At 54.2% G+C, this 15,199-nt stretch carries 16 protein-coding genes; 9 read left to right on the top strand and 7 right to left on the bottom strand.

The annotated features are described in order from the left end of the window. The first annotated feature begins 85 nt into the window (after positions 1-85). The 4 genes from ICY20_RS18220 to ICY20_RS18235 all read left to right on the top strand — a co-directional run bounded on the left by ICY20_RS18220 (position 86) and on the right by ICY20_RS18235 (position 2,456). Positions 86-742, top strand: a complete 657-nt coding sequence (locus ICY20_RS18220) for a hypothetical protein (RefSeq protein WP_194938227.1) — start codon at positions 86-88, stop codon at positions 740-742. 59 nt (positions 743-801) lie between these two features. Further along, complete coding sequence (locus ICY20_RS18225; protein ID WP_194938228.1) at positions 802-1,311, top strand: glycoside hydrolase family 24 protein; 510 nt, start codon at positions 802-804, stop codon at positions 1,309-1,311. Beyond that, positions 1,308-1,781: a DUF2514 family protein gene (locus tag ICY20_RS18230; RefSeq protein WP_194938229.1), complete on the top strand. Its 474-nt coding sequence runs from the start codon at positions 1,308-1,310 to the stop codon at positions 1,779-1,781. The genes ICY20_RS18225 and ICY20_RS18230 overlap by 4 nt, the downstream gene beginning before the upstream one ends. A gap of 96 nt (positions 1,782-1,877) precedes the next feature. After that, positions 1,878-2,456 (top strand): lecithin retinol acyltransferase family protein, encoded by a 579-nt coding sequence (locus ICY20_RS18235; RefSeq protein ID WP_194938230.1) that lies wholly within the window; start codon positions 1,878-1,880, stop codon positions 2,454-2,456. A gap of 210 nt (positions 2,457-2,666) precedes the next feature. Here the strand turns inward: ICY20_RS18235 and ICY20_RS18240 are convergent, their stop codons facing one another. From ICY20_RS18240 to ICY20_RS18255, 4 genes are all read right to left on the bottom strand, one after another. Further along, the gene (locus ICY20_RS18240) at positions 2,667-3,101 is read right to left on the bottom strand and encodes a hypothetical protein (protein ID WP_194938231.1); all 435 of its coding nucleotides are present in this window, start codon (positions 3,099-3,101) and stop codon (positions 2,667-2,669) included. Positions 3,102-3,283: 182 nt separating this feature from the next. After that, positions 3,284-3,493 carry a hypothetical protein gene (locus ICY20_RS18245; protein ID WP_194938232.1) on the bottom strand — a complete coding sequence of 70 codons (210 nt, stop codon included), beginning with the start codon at positions 3,491-3,493 and terminating at the stop codon, positions 3,284-3,286. Between the two features lie 132 nt (positions 3,494-3,625). Continuing rightward, entirely contained in the window at positions 3,626-4,378 is a 753-nt protein-coding gene (locus ICY20_RS18250; RefSeq protein WP_194938233.1) for a methyltransferase domain-containing protein, read from the bottom strand. A 132-nt stretch (positions 4,379-4,510) separates the two neighbouring features. Then, positions 4,511-5,188 carry a glutathione S-transferase family protein gene (locus ICY20_RS18255; RefSeq protein ID WP_228758477.1) on the bottom strand — a complete coding sequence of 226 codons (678 nt, stop codon included), beginning with the start codon at positions 5,186-5,188 and terminating at the stop codon, positions 4,511-4,513. 152 nt (positions 5,189-5,340) lie between these two features. Here ICY20_RS18255 and ICY20_RS18260 point away from each other — a divergent pair, with 152 nt between their 5' ends. The 4 genes from ICY20_RS18260 (at position 5,341) to ICY20_RS18275 (ending at position 10,843) form a co-directional block, all read left to right on the top strand. Beyond that, on the top strand, positions 5,341-6,351 hold the full coding sequence (locus ICY20_RS18260) for an AraC family transcriptional regulator (RefSeq protein WP_194938234.1): 1,011 nt from the start codon (positions 5,341-5,343) through the stop codon (positions 6,349-6,351). 547 nt (positions 6,352-6,898) lie between these two features. After that, the gene (locus ICY20_RS18265; RefSeq protein WP_194938353.1) at positions 6,899-8,341 is read left to right on the top strand and encodes an ATPase domain-containing protein; all 1,443 of its coding nucleotides are present in this window, start codon (positions 6,899-6,901) and stop codon (positions 8,339-8,341) included. Between the two features lie 23 nt (positions 8,342-8,364). Further along, the gene (locus ICY20_RS18270; RefSeq protein ID WP_194938235.1) at positions 8,365-8,727 is read left to right on the top strand and encodes a response regulator; all 363 of its coding nucleotides are present in this window, start codon (positions 8,365-8,367) and stop codon (positions 8,725-8,727) included. A gap of 580 nt (positions 8,728-9,307) precedes the next feature. Next, positions 9,308-10,843 (top strand): sensor domain-containing diguanylate cyclase, encoded by a 1,536-nt coding sequence (locus tag ICY20_RS18275; RefSeq protein ID WP_194938236.1) that lies wholly within the window; start codon positions 9,308-9,310, stop codon positions 10,841-10,843. Positions 10,844-11,968: 1,125 nt separating this feature from the next. On the opposite strand, the gene ICY20_RS18280 is transcribed toward ICY20_RS18275, so the two are convergent. The 3 genes from ICY20_RS18280 to ICY20_RS18290 form a co-directional block, all read right to left on the bottom strand. Then, positions 11,969-12,295, bottom strand: coding sequence for a DUF2388 domain-containing protein (locus ICY20_RS18280; RefSeq protein WP_194938237.1), 327 nt, complete (start codon positions 12,293-12,295; stop codon positions 11,969-11,971). Positions 12,296-12,327: 32 nt separating this feature from the next. Beyond that, positions 12,328-12,906 carry a hypothetical protein gene (locus ICY20_RS18285; protein WP_194938238.1) on the bottom strand — a complete coding sequence of 193 codons (579 nt, stop codon included), beginning with the start codon at positions 12,904-12,906 and terminating at the stop codon, positions 12,328-12,330. A gap of 68 nt (positions 12,907-12,974) precedes the next feature. Further along, positions 12,975-14,213, bottom strand: a complete 1,239-nt coding sequence (locus ICY20_RS18290; protein WP_194938354.1) for an MFS transporter — start codon at positions 14,211-14,213, stop codon at positions 12,975-12,977. 155 nt (positions 14,214-14,368) lie between these two features. On the opposite strand from ICY20_RS18290, the gene ICY20_RS18295 reads away from it, so the two are divergent. Then, on the top strand, positions 14,369-15,181 hold the full coding sequence (locus ICY20_RS18295; protein ID WP_194938239.1) for a class I SAM-dependent methyltransferase: 813 nt from the start codon (positions 14,369-14,371) through the stop codon (positions 15,179-15,181). Positions 15,182-15,199 lie beyond the last annotated feature (18 nt).

Consider the following 15,199-nt stretch of genomic DNA (forward strand, 5'->3'; position numbering starts at 1 on the left):
TGACCTTGTATTTTGGTTGTCCCTCTACTTCGACAGGGCCGATTGGACTTAGCCCTCAGCGTCTTTTAGTAATGAGGTATCGCTGATGACTTTTGGAGTAACGTTCAAAAACAATAACGACGTGGTGACACTGGACTCTGAATTTGCAAGGCTTGTAGTGCTTGATCGGGGCACTTGGAGTGGTTCTGGTTCTGGCGTGTACGTCCCGTTCTCCACAGTCATAACTTCAGATGAGCCCCCACTCGTCTTCGTAAGGCCCGGCCAGTCAAACACCTTTTGTTTTTGTTTGGTGCAAGGATCGGCTAGGGCGTGGACTGGCTTTTCCTTCGTGGGGATTGCAGGGCAGGGGACGTCGGGGAAGTGGTTCGCCGCAGCGTTTAAATCTGCTCCCACCGCGACTTTCGGTTTTCGTATTTGGGATGCAAATTCAAAACTGCTGTTTGATAGTGGTACACCCGCTGCGCAATTCACGAGAACTATTTCCGGATGGAGTTATCTGGGGGCGACTCAGACTGGGCAGGGCGTTTATAGATTAAGTTGGACGGCCTACACCCCGCTCGATACTGGTGATTATATGCTTCTGAATAATATTGCAATGGATGTGGCAGGCGGTACATCACGGCAGGGAAATATGTATGCGGTGTGGGACTACGGAAGCAACAGGTTGGTAATTCAGGTTGTTGGCGTAGACATTCAAACCTCGCTCTACACGCCCGTAGTGTTCGCCAAACCAATTTCCTGACTATTCAATTAAATCCAAATGGCCGCCTTGTGCGGTTTTTTATTGCCTGGAGAAAAGCAATGGCACGTCTTTCCGAATCAGCCGCCGGCGGCCGTAACGCGCTGGCCTTCCTCGATATGCTCGGCTGGTCTGAGGGCACCAGTACATCGCCAGCAACGGCCATGGATGGCTACGACGTGATCGTGACCGGTATCGACCGCAAGCCTGAGGTGTTCAGGGACTTCACCGATCACCCGTTCGCCAAGGGGCGCGCGTCGAAGGTCATCAACAGCAAGGGCCTGAAGTCCAATGCTTCAGGCCGGTACCAGCAGATGCTGAAGGACTGGCCGCACTACAAGGCCTTGCTCAAGCTGCCGGATTTTAGCCCGATCAGCCAGGACCTGGTGGCGTTACAGCACATTCGCGAATGCCGCGCATTGTCTGATGTGCTTGCCGGGCGGATCGAGACGGCAATCTCGAAATGCCGGAATATCTGGGCCAGCCTGCCAGGTGCCGGGTACGGCCAGCACGAACACCGACTGGATGATCTGTTGAAGCAGTACCGCCTGGCGGGCGGGGTGATGTCGTGACGTTGGGGCAGATTCTGGCTGCGGTCCTGCTGGCGATGGCGATCACCGCCGCCGGTACCTGGCAAGTGCAGGAAAATCGATACGGCAAGAAGCTGGCGGATATCGAGCGAGACCAGGCGATCGCCATAACCAACGCAGGCGCCGCAGCCCGCCAAGAAGAACAGCGCCGTCAGACGTCCGTAAATAAGGAAGCAAGCGATGCGCGAGAACAGAACAAAGCTGCGGCTGTGGATGCTGGCACTGCTGATGCTGGTGGCGACCGGCTGCACGTCGAAGCCGGTAAGTTTGCCGCCACAGCCTGCGCTGATCCCGGAGCTGCCAAGCGAGGCGCGTCAGCCACCCGCGCCGCCATGGTGCTCTCCGACCTGTTCCAGCGGGCTGACAAAAGAGCGGGAGAGTTGGCGGTTGCGTATGACCGAGCCCGAATAGCGGGCCTGGCCTGTGAGCGGAGTTTTGATTCGATGCGCTAATGAGGGTTGAGTTTGCGCATAATCGCAAGGTGGGCAAATCTTGCGTGGCGTCATGGCTGGATGACATGATCGCGAAAATTTAAAAGGAAGCTGGCTATGCGCAGGGGTGATCATTTGGTGAGTGTGCGTTTGGGTTATACGCACCATGGGATCTACATAGGTTCTGGCGAGGTGATTCACTACTCGGGATTTGGAGACAGTGTTTCCGGACCAATCTGCCGAGCTAGCCTGGACAAATTCAGCGGTGGCATGCCGACAGTTGTGACACCGCATCTGCTTGCTGTGCATGACGCGGAGGAGCGAATTGCGCGAGGGTATACACGGTTAGGAGAGGACTCGTACAACCTGCTCACAAACAACTGTGAGCATTTCGTAAGCTGGTGCATCTACGGGACAAATTCCAGCGAGCAGGTTCGCTCGGTATTTTCCAGCGCAGGAAGAACGTTGGCCCACATTGTCCCGGGTATCAGTGCAGTGGCCACTGTGGTAGCTACCGGGTCAGCATTGAAAAATGGTTATGACGCAGCATCTGGTTCGGACAAGCCTATAGAGGCGGCCTTGAAGGTTACGTCGAAGTCCGCATTGCTTGGGGCGGCCACCGTCATCAGCGGACCCATAGGATGGGTTGGCGTTGCCGCGGTATTTGCAGCTAAAAAGATACTGACCAAAAAATAAGAACTTTTGAAATTTTTCGTGCCGCCTCGGAGGTTGGCGGCCGAACCTGCTCAACTAGGTGCGGCGCATGATGGAAAATTATCGGCATCACCCGCGCTGGCGAACAAGGATTGATCGCGCTTTACGCATGCCAGGCTTATGTGACAGGGATATCTGCTCCCCTGCGTGAGCGAGCAATTCAAACTCTACGAACACTGCTGGTTTTCGCAATCACTTCTTGGCTGCGATGTTTCTTTTAAGTGTAAGAGCCACTTCGCTGCCCGGCGTTACATAGGCAAATCCTGTCTGGTAGCCGTCAATATCGTTAATCACCAGCATTGCGACTTGGGACCAGCCGATAGTTATGGTTTTATTTTCAACACTAGCGATTTCAGGATATTTGATTTTGAACGCGAGGCCGTAAGAACCTCTCGTTAAATCCCAATATGCGGCGTACAGACCTTTTGAGGTGACGTACAACGTGACCAACCGGAGCGCAGCATCGCCGCTATATTGTTCGGCTAAACTTTCAGCCTCGATTGATTTCGCCCCGTCATTTGCTTTGGCTAATAATAGGGTTCTGTCGGTGTCACGATTCGACGGGGGCATCGTTCCACAACCTGCTGTAACTGCCAGGGAGAGGATAACTGTGATGAAGCGCATCATGCTGGTGGTTTCCTTACCTAATTATCTTTTAGGAGCGCGCTGAAAGAGCAGACCGTAGTCTGTAGTGGCATTTTGGCTTTTTTCTTGCTGGATGCTACCCGAACGCGTCGCAGAAATCACATCACCTTGAGCTGTGATGGTGGCTCGCGCCTAAGCGAGTGCAATTATTCATGAGCGATTGACTACTCTGGCGCCATCAGTACAGCCAGCGTCAGCTTTATGAACTCTTCATTCTCATCAACGGTGTGCAGAGCTCCTCGGATGTTTTCGGCCACTTCGGGAGAGCCGCGCAGCTCTACCCAATTCGAGAGTTCCATGATGGAAGCCTCAAGGGCCAGCTGGTTTTCGTAGAGCTTCGAAAGCAGGGAGGGGAGTAGGTCTGAGTTTGGCATCGGCGTTCCTCTGTTGGAGTCAACAGCGTAGCAGCAGGTGTTTAGTAACCCGGTCCAAAGTTATGATTGCCCGCTCTCTACCAGACGCGGGTACGGGTGAATGTGCTGGGGCATCATCGACATTTAAATTAGTCAAATTTTGCGTGCCCAGCCTCCGAACATCACATCGCCGATGTAGATGCCTGAAGAGGCTGAACGCTCCTGATCCAGTCGCTCTTGCAGCGTTTCAATTTCGACCTCTTCTCTACTGGCTACCCCTAATGCAGTGATTCGCGGTAAGCACGCCCGAACAATGGCGCCAAGGCTGTAGCGTGTATCAGGTGTTTGTATCAGGCATTCGGCTCGCACGTTTTCAACGGTGAGCCCTGCCTGTGTAAAAATTCCGTGCAGATTGAAACCGATGTGTAGATCGGCCCCTTCGCGAGCAATCATTTCTTGTATCCAAGATTGCGCTCTTTTATGCAAAGGGAAGGGATCCAGACTTTTAGGCACCATCGTCGTATCGTGTTCTTGAAATACTACTATGCCAGTGGGGCGCAAATACTTTGACAGCGCACGCATCGCTGCCATCGCATCCTTCTGATACATCAGGACACGCCGCCCAACGATTGCGTCAAAAGTACCGAGAGAGTCGTGCAGTTCTAAAAGATCACACTGGAGAAATCTCAGCGCAGGGTGGTCTCGTGATTCACTGTGCTGGCTTGCAATGGCGATGGCTTCGGCGTCACGATCAATTCCGATGATCTCTGCGTCATTACCTACCAGATCACACAACAGAAAAGATACATCACCCGAACCGCAGCCTACGTCCAGGACTCGCATCCCTTTTCCGATTCCTGCGTCGATCAGCAAACGTGTGGTGAAGTCGAGTAGGTTGGTCGACATTACTAAGCCTCAATGTGTTTATGAGTAGGCGTATTGCACCGTTTAGCCATCATGCCTCCTCGTAGCGAAAGCTGCCTGCGAAGATTGGCAGCAATCGACCTTAGCGGCGTTTGTGAAGGCTCATTTCGCGTATTAGCTCGCCGCCCCCAGCAGCGCTGCATCCTTCGCTACCGCACGTTTATAAGCGTCACGGCCCATTAGTTTTTCGGCGTAAGCAAGAAACGCAGCTCTGTGCGGCAAGGTGCCCAACCCTAGCCCCCAGCCGATGTGAGAGCCCACATAAACGTCGGCAGCGGTGAAACGCTCTCCTGCAATGAACCGGTGAGCCGACACTGCGCGCTCGAGTTGATCCACGGTGCGCTCGTAGCTCCCATAGCCAAAGAAGAACTCCTGATCCGGCGCTGGGTTGAAGCCGGCGCGGTGGTTGGTCACAGCCTGCTCCAAGGGGCCCGCTGCAAAAAACATCCAGCGGTAGTAGGAGGCTCGCTCCGATAACACGGGAGCCAAGTTTGCATCGGGGAACGCTTCGGCCAGATACGCACAGATCGCAGCGGTTTCTGTTATGGTTTGCCCGTTATGCACGAGTGCGGGAATCTTCCCCATCGGGTTCACGTCGCGAAAGAAAATAACGCTTGGATCAGCTGGGGCGGCCGCCGCCGGTACTGCCAGCGCAGCACCGCCCCAGCGATCATCCTGGCTGGTCTGCTGGTAATCCAGAATGATCGTTTCATAGGTGCAACCGATTTCCTCGAGCATCCAGCGCACCATGCGCCCGCGAGAGTTGGGATTGGTATAGAACGTCATTGTCATCGTGAGCTCCTCTTGGCCCGGTTCAGTGACGACAATGTTAAGAGCGGAGCTGCATAACCCCGTGGGCGGTTTACGCCAGAATACTTGCGGAACGCGCCATTAGCCGGGCGTTCTGTTACGTCGGCCGCTCACATGCGGTTCGGAGCATAGAAATGTCGCACCTTCAGAACAGCGCGGAGCGGTGTAAATTGCCCAGAGTATTCTGGCAGTCGATAGAGCAATTGGTGCTCGATCCCGCGTTGATTCAACAGCAGGCTAAACTGCCCCATGACATTCACCTGAACGAAGCCACTGTTATAAGCACTCGTCAGCTCTTTGCCGTTTGGAATTCCATCGAGGCGCTTTCTGCAGACCCTGCTTTCGCGATAAAAATGGTACGCGACACGCCCAGTGCGAAACACAAAATGGCATTCCTCGCTGCGTTATATGGGGCCGACTACCGCGACGGAATAGCGAGGTATTCCCGCTTCAAACGCCTATGCAGTCCCGACCAAATTGGCATCGAAGAGCGTAAGGGCAGTGTGTCATTCACGATTCAGTGGCCTTCAGGTACTGGGCCGGCGCCTTACATTTCAGTGGACGCGGGTTTTGCTCTGGTACTAGAACTAGGAAGACGAGGCACCGGCAAACAGTTGGTACCTGTCGAATTGAGTTTAAGACGGCCAGCGCCGACCTCAGAAACCCACTCGATTTATTTCGGTTGCCCCATTCGCTACAGCGCGGACCGTGACGAGTTGACCGTTAGCGCCGCCGACCTCGATTCACCGTTTCTTGAACACAATCCGGACGTGTTGCATATGATGAACCCTGGCCTTACCGCAGCAATGCGAGAGATTGAGGCTCCCGAAGGATTCTGTGAGCAGGTCATTGAAGTTCTGAAACGAGCCTTGGCGGGGGGGCGGCCAAGTTTGCAGAATCTCGCCCAAGAACTATTGCTGAGCGAGCGAACGTTACAACGACGATTAGCATCAGAGGGTACGACGTTCAGCGCACTGCTCAATGAGGCGCGGCGCCAAGTCGGATTTCATTTGCTTGCTGATACGACCCTTGAACTAAAAGAGGTGGCCTACCTGCTCGGCTACGAGGACGTCAACTCTTATCACCGGGCATTTAGGCAGTGGGAGAAGGTTTCACTCAGTCAGTGGCGACTTTCCAATGCATGATGTGTGACGCTGGCAATATGTGAACTGAGATGTCCGCTTCTGGCCGAAAGCCGCCCCTTACGAACGGCGGCTTTCGGCGTAGGCTGTGTGAAAGCGTTTTAGAGCGAGCTTGGCAGTCAGAATCGCAAAGAAAATCGCGCTCCTACACAAATTTCAGGTCTGTCTGACTATCCAAACGCTGACAGATTTTATGTAGCAGTGCAGAGTTCAAAACGGTGAATGCGTTTTTACACAGCCTCGGCCATAAGCGGTCGCACACTATTTAAGAAATCTTGGGCGATTCAGGCTCCCACCCCTGCATTTTGCATGCAAGCGCTCGGGGTTGGTTACTGCGATTGAATCGCTGCAAGATTAGAAGGGGCATCTGCTAGCAACGTTGATTCCGCAATGACTTTAGAGTAATGAAGTCCGAGGTAAAGGCGACTAAAATTGGGCATACCACTCTCTTAGACCGCCATGCTCTAGGCGAGAATGGCCCCAGAGCGAAAATGGCGTTAGCATTCCGCCTCACTCGGCTTAAACAGCCTGTTTTTTAGATCAGGGTCGCATCGTGGAAAAGCTAAAACGCCTCCAAAGTGGAATCGAAGGGCTTGACGCTCTGCTCAAGGGAGGGCTGGTTACGGGCGCTTCATACATAATCCAAGGGCGGCCAGGGTCTGGCAAAACGATCCTAGCCAACCAACTTGGCTTCCATCATGCGAATAATGGAGGCCGGGTTCTGGTCGCCACACTGCTGGCCGAGTCACACGACCGTCTTTTTCAGTTTCTTTCTACTCTGAGCTTTTTCGACTCATCCAAAGTCGGCGCCGAAATTCAGTTTGTCAGCGCGTTTGACACCCTAGAAAACGAAGGACTGGACGAGGTGGTGAAACTGCTTCGGCGCGAGATAAGTCGCCAAAAAGCAACAGTGATGGTGGTAGATGGCCTGCTCAATGCTCGCTCAAAAGCCGACTCGCACATCGACACCAAGAAATTCATTTCTGAGTTGCAAGGGCACGCTGCTTTCGCGGGTTGCACTGTGCTATTTCTCACCAGCTCCCGCCTCGACGACGGCAGCCCTGAGCACACCATGGTTGATGGTGTAATTGAAATGGGCGAAGAGCTATTTGGCACTCGCTCCGTACGTCGTATTCAACTGCGTAAAACTCGCGGCAGTGGAGCAATGACAGGCCTTCATGAGTGTGAGATTACCGACGAAGGATTGGTGGTTTACCCTCGACTCGAAAGTCTTTACAGCCACCCGTCGGCCCCTGACAGCGCCGACATGACGCGTATTCCTAGTGGCATTGGTTCGCTGGACGGCATATTGGGTGGAGGCCTATACAGTTCCAGTGTGTCTCTGGTCATGGGCCCCTCCGGCATCGGTAAAACGACTCTGGGTCTCAAATTTCTTGCAGAGTCGACGGTCGATGCTCCGGGGCTGCATTTTGGCTTTTACGAAAGCCCACAACGGTTGCGACTCAAAGGCCAATCACTGGGTATCGATATCAAGGGTATGGAGGACAGCGGCGCTTTGAGCATTGCCTGGCAGCCCACCACGGAAGGCCTGCTTGATGGGCTGGGCGCACGACTGCTGAGGATCGTTGAAGAAAAGAGTATCAAGCGCCTGTTCATAGATAGCCTTAGCGGTATGACACGAGTCTCCACAAATCCGGCGCGAATTACTGACTTCTTCAGTGCGCTCATGAATGAGCTGCGATCCAGGGGCGTAACCGTATTCGCATCCTGGGAAATGCGTGATCTATTTGGATCCGAGGTAAGCGCGCCAAACTCTGACCTGTCCAGCATCGTCGACAACCTGATGCTTATGCGTTTCTCTGAGAATCACTCTGAACTAAGCAGGACGCTTTCCATTCTTAAAGTACGAGACAGCTCTTATGACCCCTCGCGCTTTGAGGTAGTCATCCATGATAAAGATGTTTTTCTGACAAAGGCTTCAAGACATGAACCGTCAGCCCCCACTGAGTCACCTCCAGGTTCGATTTCTTAAGCTTTTGAGTGGGTTGAACTGAAATGACCACCATCCTGGTCGTCGACGACGAGTATTTGATCGCTGACATTCTCAGTTTCGCGCTGGAGGATGAGGGGTTCATGGTGGTAACCGCCAGCAATGGTCGAAAAGGGCTCGAGGTACTCGATAGGGAAAGGCCTGCCCTAATCATTACCGACTTTATGATGCCGGTCATGGACGGTCTAGAATTCGCTACAGCTGTACGGGCACTTCCTTCCGCTCACGATTTGCCGATCATCTTGATGAGCGGTGCTCAGGCACACATCGGTATGCAGAGATCGGATCTGTTTGATGCAGTATTGGCAAAGCCATTCAATATCGATTTGATCATCGCCGAGGTTAGAAAGCTCTTAGGTTCCGAGTAGCTCGCAGCCGCTCAAGGCAATTTGAATCACCCTGGTTTCCGTAGACATTCTTGGTTTCCGTTTTTGGACGACAGAACTCACTCATGAACAGCCGCTTCGGGTCGATTTCAGCCGGTCCCGACAGGAAGCTATTGGCCGGAAGCCGTCATTGCGCGGACGCCGAGTGAATTGTTTAGCTGATTGACTTGTTGCAAGTTCGAATCTCTCCTTCATCGCCATATTCTGAAAATACAAACCCCTGATTTTCCGAGAGAAAGTTGGGGGTTTGTGGTTTTTGGCGTTTAAAATGGCCCCATGGGACCATCATGGGATTGGCGCTCTATTTTGGTGCAAAAATTGCGCCTGTCACTGAGTGTGCGGAGGGCATGTCATCAGGCCACCTATCCTGGTTCCCACGCCCTTGCTGCCCCGTTTGCGGTTTCGCAACGATGACTCTTTTTAGATTTATAGCGTGCATGTTGGGGTAACTAAACCTATATTGACTCGGAATCCCGATCGCTGTGGATACGCTCAACCTGGATCTTGATGAGTTTAGATAACTCACAGGAAGGTTCAGCATTTCAACGCTATGATGAACTCAATGAAAAACATAACGCTCGTGTCTGGCCGATTAACACCTAAAGCTCTGTCTGTTGGCCTGATAGCTTTCATCTCCCTTGTCTGTGTCACCTTGGTTTTCGCAATTGCCTGGCAGTTAAAACAATCGGCGGACGAACGATTGACTAATGCCAAAATCGCTGTCCATAACATTGTTCGCGCTTCTGATCAGCAGGCTCAAGACACCTTGCGCCAGGCTGAAAATATTCTCAGTAACCTTGCTGAGCGCGTTGAAAATGACAAACTTGACGCCGAGCAGCGACTTCGGTTGTCCAAATTGATGGCCAAGAACGTTGAGGCAACCGATGGAATTCAAGGATTGTTCATTTACGACAAGAATGGCGACTGGGTAGTAAATTCGTTCTCATCAGAGACTGTCGCAAAGAATAATAGCGATCGTTCTTATTTTACCTACCACAAGAACCATCCTGGATCGGCCATACATATAGGCAAAATCATTTTGAGCCGCACCACCGGCGACATGATCATTCCTGTAAGCCGCCGCACCCAATACCCAGATGGCAGCTTCAGCGGCGTGGTTTTGGCAACGTTGCCCGTCGCATACTTTCAAAATTTCTTTGAACGCTTAGACGTCGAAAAACAAGGAGTGATACTGCTGGCACTAGATAGTGGCGATTTGCTGGCCCGACGACCAATGATTGACGCGCTAATGACGACTAATATCACAAAGGGAGAGCTGTTTAGTCGATACTTAAAAAACAGCGACGAAGGAACAGCGAACTGGACTTCCGTCGTAGACGGGGTCGAACGAGTCTATGCGTACAGCCGCATACGGGGCCTTCCGATAGTGGCTGCGGCAGGGTTGTCGCTAGATTCGGTATTTGCAACATGGTGGACTTACGTCTATCAGGCATCGATTATGTTGGTGCTTATAATTTTGGTGCTGACCAGCATAGGCTTTCTCTTTTACCGACAAATTCAACGTTTGTTGGTGGCGGAAGAAGAACTGCGTCTCGCGCATCAAGATTTGGAACATATTGCTAAAACAGACAGCCTTACGGGGTTGCCCAATCGTAGGTGTTTCGACGCTACATTGGCACAAGAGTGGTCGAGAGCATGCCGCACTGGAAATAGCTTAGCGCTCATACTTATCGATATAGACTGGTTCAAACAGTATAACGACCATTATGGTCACGTTCTCGGCGACGAATGCTTAAGGCAAATCGCAGAGTTGATAGGTAAAAATATAAAGCGTCCCGCCGACCTCGCTGCCCGGTATGGTGGTGAAGAGTTTGTAATCCTGCTTCCAGAAACAGAACTTGCAGGTGCAATAAAGATCGCTGAGGAAGTGCGTTCAGCAATTGAGGCCGCAAAAATAGAACACAAAGGCAGTACGGCAGGCATTGTCACCATCAGCTCAGGTGTCATTTCCAACCATCAGCGTGCCGTAACTGTAGCGATTGATTTGTTGGAAAAAGCCGACGTTCTTCTGTATCACGCAAAAAAACTGGGGCGCAATCGAGTAGAGCATCAGTCGCGGGAAGTCGTAGAAACATAATGCGGCTCGGCTATAGATCGAATATTCTGCAGATCCATTTAGATGAACGGTGAATAGCTCCGTATTTCTTGGACGCTTCCGAAACTCAGTTTTTGGCCGTTAGCTGCATTCCTCGAAAGGTAACAATGGCTCACCTACGGCCCTTGATGACAGGTGCGAATAACGCGGTTTATGTTTAAAGCGCCCCTACGGTTAGCCTCGTGCGGGGGCATTTTAGTGGCTGCAGTAACCAACGCTCCTACACTGGCCTACCATGCCCCCCCTACTGGTAAGCGCATAACCCGCGCTAATTTAATGGCTCGTGCAAGTCCACCCCTTATTCGAAACCACCGATCTGCCAGGCTTACCAATCGACAGGGTTCAAAGATCTGGTCTTTGCGGTTGAGCGCATTGCATGCGGTTAAACGCCACGCTGCTGCTATACGTGCTTACCATGAGGCTTTTGGTTGCACGCATGCTCCGCGGGAGCTCAACTGATTCGGAATGCAACACAGCAGGCGATGGCGTCCACTCGGGTTGAGGTGTGGAAGGCTGTCGTTGATCGCTTGCGGGTAAACAAAGATACATGAGTGATGTGTTTCTCCCTAAACAACAGCCTGCCGGATTTGATTCGCACCAAGCTGCTTTTGACAGCCTCCAGGTGATCAGTCTACTGACTGCCATGGGTCGAATGCTGCCATGTGACGTGTCTCGGGGGAGTAGTGGGGCAATTTGGTGGTTTGTGTTCAGTCGGCAGGACGCCGGGGAAAGGGTATGCAGTTTCGGCATGGGCTGAAATTTGCCCGTTGGGACCAATCTTGGGACCAACGGGTGCATTTCGGTGGTTTATCGTTGATTACTCATGACGACTTGGCCCAGTAAACACTGATCAGCATTAATCACCAGTATGCGTTTCAGACCGCATGGTGATGTTAGCTGTGGAGATCAATTACTTTACCTATCAATGGGTTGCGAGCGTGGCGGCAGGAGCCTTCAGGCATGCATCAACAGCGACATCAAGGTGCGAAACCCGGTCGCTGAGCAGAAATTTGGGATGTGTGTTGGAATTTGGCGCGCATTGTCGCATATGTGAGGCGACAGTTGTATGGCGAAACCGACGACGTTCCTGCTCACCACCCTCCAAACTCAAAAAGCCGCGACGATAGCCTGCGCCAGTTGCTGGTCGGTCATCAGTGGCGGGTGATACGTGGCGCGGTAATAGCGCACCGCTTGCTCAAATTGCGCGCCACGGATCTCGCCATCCGACCCCATGAATACAAGGGCATCGCTCTTGGATGATTTGAACAACTCCGGGATATAGGCGGTTGCCGCCGTTGCGCCGCCAATGATCACGGTGGGAACGATCGAGGTGATCATCAGCGTGGCCTGGAACGGGTTGTTGTTTTCGGCGGCAAATGTGGTGTTGCCGAGCGACAAGCTAAAGACGGCCGCCAGTGTTTTCCATAACGTCATTCTTTATTGCTTCCTTGCAGTGAGGTGGGTGTTCAGCAGTTAAACACGGGCGCGTAGCGTTCCTCGCGTTTCTTGAAGTGAATGGGGGCCATGGGGACTTTTTCGCCGTTGACGAAGATGTCGGGGAAGGTGAGGGTGAAGTCATCCATATCGCCCTTGCCTAGGGCAGTCCCTTTGAACCCGCTGTGAAATACGGCCCGTGGATCAAAGCCGGTCTTGAGTTGTTCGATCGTCACGCGATAGCGCTCGCCGCTGGCCAGCGTCACGGTGACGACCGGCGATGCGGCGCTGACCCGAAGCGTCGGTGGCTGGTCAGTACCGAGGGTGTGCAGGCGTTGCGGTGTATAGAGCCGTCCAAACAGGCGCAACTCGGTATCGGTGGATCGTAGGTTGCCCGGCCAGCTCGATGTGCCGGGTGGTGCGACGTAGACCAGCACATGCACCCAGCTGAGTTCTTCTGATAACGGGGCATAGCTGATGGCTGCTTTCGGCCCGGGGCAGGTGCGTTCGAGCAATGCGTTTTGGCCCAGGGCGGATTCCGGATGGAGGTAGGGGCCCGTGCTGCATCCCGCGAGTAGTATCAATAACGGATAAATGAGGTGCTTTTTCAAAGGGCCAAATCCATTTGTGGTCGAGGTAGGGCTGTCATCTGTCCTTGCGGGCGACATTGTGGCTTATATCAGACTGCGGTTACATGGCCCGTGAGCGCGGGTTTCGCCAAGGTCTCCGGCATGGCCACCCACAATAGCGCCAAAGCCACGGTCGCAACGCCGGCCAGGGTCAGGAACGCCGCGTTATAGCCGGCCTGTTGCACCACAAACCCGGCCAAGCTGCTGCTCAGCGCGGCGCCCAACCCAAATACGGTAGACAGGGCGCCCAAGCTGACATTGAAGCGGCCAGTGCCCTGGGTCAGGTCCTTGACGATCACCGGGAACAGCGCACCAAAGATCCCTGCACCGATGCCGTCGAGCAGTTGCACGGCCACCAGCCAGTAAGGATCGTCGTACAAGGTATAGAGCACGCCACGCAGCGGCAGGATCATAAAACCGGCCAGCAGCAGCGGCTTGCGCCCCCATAGATCCGCCTTGACGCCCACCAGCCAGGCCACGGGCACCATCACCAGTTGGGCGGCGACGATGCACGCCGAGGTCAGCGGCGTTGCCATCTGCAGGTTGATCTGCGCGAGCTTCTGACTGACCAGCGGCAACATCGCGGCATTGGCCAGGTGGAACAGCGCGCAGCAGATGGCGAACAGCAGCAACGGGCGGTTGGCCAGCAACACCCGGATGCCGGAGGGCTGTTCGTGATGCGTGGAGTGAGCGGGGTCGAAGCCACGGGCGACATCATGGTCGATGGCTTGCGCCGACACGCAACTGACCGCCACCACACTGGCCAATGCCATGAATGCCATCAGGTAAAACACTACGACCGGCCCGAACAGATACGCAGACCCGCCGGCGAGCAGTGCAGCCACGGCATTACCCGCGTGATTGAAGGTTTCGTTGCGCCCGGTACGGCGGGTAAACGCCCGTGGGCCGGTGATGCCTAATGAAATCGCGGAAATCGCCGGGGCGAAGACCGACGCGGCCACGGCGCTGGCTGATTGGGTCAAGGCGACCCAGGTAAACGAGCTGACAAAGGGCAGTATCAAGCAACTGCCCGTCACCAGCAGCGCGGCGAGCGCGATGACCGCGCGCTTGCTGCGGGTGCGATCGATCAGGGCGCCCGCCGGGCCCTGGGTAATCAGCGCGGCGATACCGGCCAGGGTCATGACCACGCCGATACTGGCCGGGTCCCACTTGTGTACGGCTAACAGGTAGATCGCCAGGTACGGGCCGAGACCGTCGCGCACATCGGCGAGAAAGAAATTCAGGCTGTCCAGTGACAGGGTATTACGCAGGTCGGCGTGTTTGGCCATGACGATGACTACAGAAGGGGCGTTCAACGGCTGAACACTCATTGCGCTACTGACCTACGACTTCTGCGTTAAGTTTCGCGTGCTGCCTGGGGTTTTAATCGGCGCGCTGCTGGATTACTTTCTGAGCCCCGCTAACACGATTTTCTGGAGACGCAATGGACATGCCCTCAGCTCAGCAGGCGATTGCCTGCAACAAGGAGGCCTGGGATCAATCCGCCAGCCTGCACAAAACCACCGACACCTGGGCCGCCTTGCTCACGTCAGTAGGTAACCCTGGATTTTCCTGCCTCGACCCAACGATCACCGCTGTGCTGCAAAGCCTCGGCGTGGCCGGCAAGGATGTGGTGCAACTGTGCTGCAACAACGGTCGTGAAAGCCTGTCGTTGTATGGCCTCGGCGCACGCGCGGTAGTGGGGGTGGATCAATCCCGGGCCTTTGTGCAACAGGCCCGCGAGCTGGCGGAGGTCTCACCCCATCACCCCGAATTTATCGAAAGTGATATCCACCATTTGCCGGCGCATCTGCACGAGCGTTTTGATATCGCCTTGGTGACCATCGGAGTACTGGGCTGGATGCCGGATGTTGCGCAGTTCATGCGTCATGCGGCGAGCACCTTGAAACCTGGCGGCAGTCTGGTGATGTACGAAACCCACCCGTTTCTTGAGGTGTTCGACCCCAGGGCTGACAACCCGATGCTGCCCGCCAGCTCGTACTTTCAGCGCGAGCCCTTTGTGCTGCGGGAGTCCATCGTCTATGAGGGCTTGGGCGAGCAAGCGGGGCCGACATCGTATTGGTTTGTGCACACCATGGGCGATGTGGTCAGCGCGGCCATTGGCGCCAACCTGCAGATCAGTCATTTGCAGGAGTACCCCCATTCCAATCGCGAAGAGCTGTATGACCAGTACGAACACCAGCCAGCGCAACTGCCGCTGTGCTTCACCTTGACCGCAAGCAAGCGCGCCCGTTGACTGGGTTTTCACCAAGCA

Source organism: Pseudomonas pisciculturae, assembly GCF_015461805.1.
GTDB classification, from domain to species: domain Bacteria; phylum Pseudomonadota; class Gammaproteobacteria; order Pseudomonadales; family Pseudomonadaceae; genus Aquipseudomonas; species Aquipseudomonas pisciculturae.

Excerpts from the sequence above, each read along its gene's own strand:
- ICY20_RS18220 (WP_194938227.1), top strand. The coding sequence starts at position 86 with ATGACTTTTGGAGTAACGTTCAAAAACAATAACGACGTGGTGACACTG.
- ICY20_RS18225 (WP_194938228.1), top strand. The coding sequence starts at position 802 with ATGGCACGTCTTTCCGAATCAGCCGCCGGCGGCCGTAACGCGCTGGCC.
- ICY20_RS18235 (WP_194938230.1), top strand. The coding sequence starts at position 1,878 with ATGCGCAGGGGTGATCATTTGGTGAGTGTGCGTTTGGGTTATACGCAC.
- ICY20_RS18240 (WP_194938231.1), bottom strand. The coding sequence starts at position 3,101 with ATGATGCGCTTCATCACAGTTATCCTCTCCCTGGCAGTTACAGCAGGT.
- ICY20_RS18245 (WP_194938232.1), bottom strand. The coding sequence starts at position 3,493 with ATGCCAAACTCAGACCTACTCCCCTCCCTGCTTTCGAAGCTCTACGAA.
- ICY20_RS18250 (WP_194938233.1), bottom strand. The coding sequence starts at position 4,378 with ATGTCGACCAACCTACTCGACTTCACCACACGTTTGCTGATCGACGCA.
- ICY20_RS18255 (WP_228758477.1), bottom strand. The coding sequence starts at position 5,188 with ATGACAATGACGTTCTATACCAATCCCAACTCTCGCGGGCGCATGGTG.
- ICY20_RS18260 (WP_194938234.1), top strand. The coding sequence starts at position 5,341 with ATGTCGCACCTTCAGAACAGCGCGGAGCGGTGTAAATTGCCCAGAGTA.
- ICY20_RS18270 (WP_194938235.1), top strand. The coding sequence starts at position 8,365 with ATGACCACCATCCTGGTCGTCGACGACGAGTATTTGATCGCTGACATT.
- ICY20_RS18275 (WP_194938236.1), top strand. The coding sequence starts at position 9,308 with ATGAAAAACATAACGCTCGTGTCTGGCCGATTAACACCTAAAGCTCTG.
- ICY20_RS18280 (WP_194938237.1), bottom strand. The coding sequence starts at position 12,295 with ATGACGTTATGGAAAACACTGGCGGCCGTCTTTAGCTTGTCGCTCGGC.
- ICY20_RS18290 (WP_194938354.1), bottom strand. The coding sequence starts at position 14,213 with ATGGCCAAACACGCCGACCTGCGTAATACCCTGTCACTGGACAGCCTG.
- ICY20_RS18295 (WP_194938239.1), top strand. The coding sequence starts at position 14,369 with ATGGACATGCCCTCAGCTCAGCAGGCGATTGCCTGCAACAAGGAGGCC.